5 protein-coding genes are annotated in these 5,862 nt (G+C 34.4%); all 5 read right to left on the bottom strand.

Annotation, left to right across the window (positions count from 1 at the left end; all coding sequences use genetic code 11):
- Positions 1-178: 178 nt before the first annotated feature.
- A complete protein-coding gene (locus EDD63_RS11225; RefSeq protein ID WP_134171405.1) occupies positions 179-493 on the bottom strand; it encodes a PTS sugar transporter subunit IIA in 315 nt (104 codons plus the stop codon).
- Positions 493-795 carry a PTS sugar transporter subunit IIB gene (locus tag EDD63_RS11220; RefSeq protein ID WP_134171404.1) on the bottom strand — a complete coding sequence of 101 codons (303 nt, stop codon included), beginning with the start codon at positions 793-795 and terminating at the stop codon, positions 493-495. The genes EDD63_RS11225 and EDD63_RS11220 overlap by 1 nt, the downstream gene beginning before the upstream one ends.
- Positions 788-2,221, bottom strand: coding sequence for a glycoside hydrolase family 1 protein (locus EDD63_RS11215; protein ID WP_134171403.1), 1,434 nt, complete (start codon positions 2,219-2,221; stop codon positions 788-790). The genes EDD63_RS11220 and EDD63_RS11215 overlap by 8 nt, the downstream gene beginning before the upstream one ends.
- The gene (locus EDD63_RS11210; RefSeq protein ID WP_243833775.1) at positions 2,221-3,810 is read right to left on the bottom strand and encodes a PTS transporter subunit EIIC; all 1,590 of its coding nucleotides are present in this window, start codon (positions 3,808-3,810) and stop codon (positions 2,221-2,223) included. The genes EDD63_RS11215 and EDD63_RS11210 overlap by 1 nt, the downstream gene beginning before the upstream one ends.
- A gap of 80 nt (positions 3,811-3,890) precedes the next feature.
- A complete protein-coding gene (locus EDD63_RS11205; protein WP_134171401.1) occupies positions 3,891-5,747 on the bottom strand; it encodes a BglG family transcription antiterminator in 1,857 nt (618 codons plus the stop codon).
- Positions 5,748-5,862 lie beyond the last annotated feature (115 nt).

The following is a 5,862-nucleotide window of genomic DNA, read 5'->3' as shown; positions in this document are numbered from 1 at the left end:
GTCGTCACCGACTTCGGCTTGTGGTTCACTACGCTTAGCGGTAACACCTGCGGTTGGACTTTCACCAACTAGATATGCACCATGCCTGGCACACCCAAAAATAACGCCTATTCTCTTACGAGTTTAGGCGTTATTTTTATGATTTGAAGCTGTACTAAGTGTCACAGCCCCTTTTGCTCTATTTATTTTCTATTTTTTGATATACATCAATGAATTCTTTTGCAAGAATCTTAAATGCCTCTGCACTCATTAGTTGGTCTTCTGCATGTAAAAGTAATAAACTGATTGAATCAAGTTCACCATTTGCTTCTTTTTGTATGAGTGTTGCGTGGGCATGGTGTCCTTCTGTAAAGAAGGCTTCACCTTCTTGAATTTGTGTTGCTGCCTTTTCATAGTCACCCTGTTTTGCACTTTGAATTGCTTCGATAAAGCAACTGCGCGCACCACCTACATTAGAAATAATTTGAAAACAAGTAAGTTCCAATCCTTCCACTATGCATGTACCTCAGCAAGCGCTTTTTCCAAAACCGCTTTTCCATTCATCGATCCATAATCACGCATATCGATTGCTTGTACAGGTAATTGTGGAAATTCCTTTTGAAATTCTGGTACTTTAAAACGCATTTGTGGACCCACGAGAATGATATCCGCACTCTTCGCTTCTTCTAAAGCCACACTTTCTGCTACAGCCCATATTTCTGTCTCGATTTGCTTTTCATCAGCTGCGCTCCGCATATTTTTTGCTAGCATACTTGTTGACATACCACCAGCACATACAAGTAATATTTTAATCATTTAGTATTCCTCCATTACTTTCAATGACTTTTTGATACCATGCAAACGAGTCTTTCTCATATCGTTTTCCTGTACCAGTTCCATCATCATTTTTATCTACATAAATAAATCCATACCGTTTTTTCATTTCTCCAGTAGTTGCACTGACTAAGTCAATAGGTCCCCACATTAAGTAGCCAAAACAGTCCACATAATCTTCTTCAATTGCTTCTTGAATTGCTTTCAAATGAGCCTCAAGATATGCAATTCGATATGGATCATGAATTGAACCATCATTTTCCAAAACATCGACTGCTCCAATTCCATTTTCCGTTATGATGATTGGAAGTTCATAACGTCTTGAAAGATTATCTAGTAAGAAACGTAATCCATCAGGATCAATTTGCCAACCCCAATCCGATTCTTTTAAATATGGATTTTTCAATCCACCAAAGAATGAAGCCTCATTCTCATCAATAGAACTTGCTACAACTTCACTTGCATAATAGTTTAAACCAATAAAGTCTAATCGATTATTTGCAAACACTTTATGATCTTCATCTGTTATTTCTAGCTGAATTCCATTGGCTTTATATTCTTTAATTTTATACGTGGGAAATGCACCATTACACATCGCATCAATTTGATAGTAGTCTCTATATTGCATCTTTTGTGCTTCTAAATTATCTTTTGGATTGCATGTCTTTGGATAGAATGCAGTTAGTCCAAAAACACACCCTACTTGGTTTTGTTCATCTATATGATGTAATACTTCCACAGCCTTCATAGAAGCTAATGTCATATGATACCCCATAATTGCGAGTTCGTTTTTTGGATCTTCCAGTTGTTTAAATGTATACCCTGTATTCATATAGGTAAAGAAATCAGATAACTCACTCATTGGATCCATATGATTCATTTCATTAAAGGTAACCCAATACTTTACTTTATTTTTTAAATGTAGTCCGACAGTTTCCACAAATCTTACAAACATATCAACCGTTTCACGAGATATCCATGAATGATAATTTTTAACTACAGCTACTGGCATTTCAAAATGAAATAGCGTCACAATTGGCTCAATTCCATATTCTAACAAAGTATCAATAACCTTTTCATAATGTACAAGACCAAGTTTATTTGGTTCTTTATCATCACCATTGGGATAGATTCTTGACCAATCAATCGAGATTCGTAATGCTTTGAATCCCATTTTGGCAAATAATGCAATATCCTCTTTGTATGTGTGATAGAAATCAATCGCTTCATGTGAAGGGTATATCGTATCTGCTTGTAATGTTTGATGCATCATCCGTGGTGTATTCACACTTCCTTTTGTGACTAAATCCATAATCCCTAAGCCTTTACCATCTTCAAGATATGCACCTTCACATTGATGCATTGCAATACTTCCACCCCATAAGAAATTATCAGGAAACACTTTCATTATGCACCTTCTTTTTCTAAAGACGCTTTTTCTCCAGCTAATTCATTTTCGTATTCTTTTTTATCAGCCATACGGAAGAATGGGTAGTATACAATTACAGAAATCACAACAATTAAGAATGACCAAATCGTTGTCGAAATTGCTCCATTTGACATTACCCATCCAATAACGATTGGAGGTAGTGTCCAAGGTACGTTTCCTACACTAGCCATCGCAATAATTCCACTATCCATCATGATAAATGTCGCAAACGCTAAAACTCCTGGCAACAGTACGAAAGGTAATAAGAATACCGGGTTAAAACAAATCGGAGTTCCAAAAATAATTGGTTCGTTAATATTGAAGATTCCAGGACCAATTGACAGTCTACCTAATGATTTAAAGGATTTACTTTTCGCAAAGAATGCCATTAAAATCATTAATCCAATGGTTGCTCCTGTTCCTCCTGCCCACATCATCGTATCAGTTGCGTATGTTGCTGCATACTTTAAACTCTCTCCTGCTTGAAATGCTGCTTCATTCATTACACTGTTTTGCATAATAAATGCTTGTACAACACCAATAACCACTGCTGAGTTAATCCCACAGAAGAATACAAGACCACAAAGCATGTGATAAATTGCATATCCCCAAGGTGTATTAATCGCTTTTGATAATGGAGACATAATTGTTGCGAATACTTCATTAATATCAAATCCAAAAATTAATGATACTGAACCAAAGATGAATAAGATTAATGCAGCTGGAATCAATGATGTAAATGATTCTGATACCGCTTCTGGAACACCTTCAGGCATTCGAATAACCAAATTTTTTCTTTTAAATAAATCTAAAATAAATACTGTTGTATATCCAATTACCATTGCAGTTAACAATCCCATAGATCCTAATCCATCCATGTTGATTGCACCTTCAACTGTTAATTGTGACAACATAAATGCTGATACCGAAGTAACAATACTTGAAAATATATCCGTTTTATATTCAACTGCGGCAAAATATGCCATCGCTGCAGCTGTATAGATACCCATCATCCCACTTGTTGCTCCATATACTGCATTGAAGAATGGATTTGCTGGTTCCATAAATTCTGCTACTGCAGCAATTGGAAAGTTAGATAAAAGGATACAAATACTTCCAATGATTAATAGTGCCATTACTGAACACATAGCATTACGAATAATTGTTAATACGCGGTTACTTCCAACTTTCACCGCAATTGGCATTAATTTCTTTTCAATAAGTGCTGAGACTTTGTCCATTTTAATTTCCTCCCTTTGTGTTTCATCAATCGAATGAAACAATCTACGAAGAACGGTTACACCATCCATATTTCCATAATCATCCGGATCAATTATGTAAACAGGTTTGTGAAAGCTTTCCGCTTTCTCTTTTAGGTGAGAATATTCATGTGCAATTTGTGGTGCAATAAGCACAATATCTGCACGATATAAATGTTCGTAAACTTGATCAACACCAATTGCGGCAATCTTTATATCACTTCGATTCATTTTTTTTACTTCTGCTCGCATTGATTTCACCAGTATACTGGTTGAAAATCCGCACGCACAACATACAAGAATATTCACGTGAACCCTCCTTACTTTCATTATAGAAAATACAATTAAAATGTGGACTGATAAAAATGCCAGTTTAAAAGTGGCATTTCTTATTTGAAGATATCTTCATCATCTGTTTGAATGTTCAAATCCTGCAAGATTGTATGTAAATTTGCAGTTGTTGGATGTAGGGCAAATTGATCCATCAAATCTTTACGCATTAATAATTCACTTAACATTTCTTGTAGCATTCCAATATGTTCTTCTTTTTGTTTGCTTACACACAACAAGAATATATAACGTACTGGTTTTTCAAACCAAATGATTGGTTTATCTAAAATTCCAATGCTCACAAATGATGTTTCACAAACTGGATGCATGGCATGTGGTAATGCAATTTCATTACCAAATTCAGTGGCTGCATAATTTTCTCTTTTTAAAACTTCTTGTAATAGCGTATCTGGTACATTTGCAACTAACGAAAGTTTATCGATCATTTCATTAAGTATTTGTTCTCTCGTTTTTCCTTTTAGCGTGTTAAAAATATATGCATCTGAAAAAAATGTTGCAACTACATCATCGTTTTGTTCACTTTTTATCATCTTTTCAACACTACTTGCATCTTGATCATTTAGAAAATACTTCACCCGAATAACCGGGATTTTACATGCAAAGGGAATAGGGACCGTACTCATAATAAAATCATATGGTGTTACATCTAATTGTTCTAGTTCATACAATTCACATACTTTAATTTCATTTAAATATTCTTGGAATCGTTGTTTCATTTTATAAAGTAAGATTTGCGAACTTCCTGCACCACTAGCACAAACAATTACAATATTCTTCTTACTAATACTTTGTTTCTTGTAGCGTTCAATCGCTAATGCTAAATGTAATGCTAAATATCCAATTTCGTTTTCATCTACTTCTACATTTATTTCTTTTTCAATCACATTTGCGCAGCATACTCCCATTTCAAAAGCAACTAAATTATTATTTTTAATTTCATGGAGTAACGGATTTTGAATCCGTAAACCAAACTTCAAACGATTTAGCATCGGTAAAAAATGTAATGCTAGTAATGTATAGAGTTCAAAGTCATTAGAAAAATCATACCCATATTGCATATTGATCTCACGCATAATGGCAGTTAAGAGGTTTTGTGTTTCTTCATCAATCTCGTGATGATTCTCATCAACTGCACGTTTTTTACCAAGTAGATGGATTGTGATATATTCACACTCAATCGGATTTAAAGTTATCTGAAATGTTTGCTCCAACTGCATCACAATTGCTTTAGCGACCGAGTATTCATAGGTTTCTATCAGATTCCATTCATCTGAAACGAAGGATTTTTGCTCATTTGAATTTCTAGTAATTGCAATTGAAATATGGATGACTAGATTTTGAAATCCAACATCTGTCAAATGAAGTTCATATGTATATAATGCTTCTAATAAAATAGTTTTTATTTTATCAATCTTTTCATCTTCAGCTGAGTGTTGTAAACGCGCATCAATTGTATCCGTATGATAAAAGTATTGCGCAATACATGAACGCATGTGGATTTCATCCCCTTCAATTTTTAATCCATATGCCGGTCTAGAAACAAGTTGTAAATGAAAGTACGATAATCTTTCTCGAACTTGACGAAGATCATTGGTAAGAGTTGCTCTTGAAATAAATAACATATCTGCAATATCTTCCATCTTTAGATATGTATTCTGTGTCAAAAACAAGCGAATTAGATAATTGATTCGATCTTCTGGATAAACAGGTAATAGTTTTTGTGAATGCTCTTCTTCCTTCATCAATTCATATATAAAATTATGGTATGCATCTTCATTAAATATGCGCAATGCATAACCCTTTGCTTGCTTTGAAATGATTTCAATTCCATTCTCAAAAAATAGCGGCTTGAATTCATTGAAGTCTCCACGCAAAGTTCTTCCACTTATATTCATCTCATTACATATTTCTTCTCCCTCGTATAATATGTAGTGTAATCAGTTGGCTTTTCCAACTTGATTGTATTGTTCTTCTAATCTAAGATAAGAAGTGTTCTGGAAATAAGGTTGC

The sequence above is a fragment of the Breznakia blatticola genome (assembly GCF_004365815.1).
GTDB lineage: Bacteria > Bacillota_I > Bacilli_A > Erysipelotrichales > Erysipelotrichaceae > Breznakia > Breznakia blatticola.
This window is presented reverse-complemented; position numbering and strand designations above follow the sequence as displayed.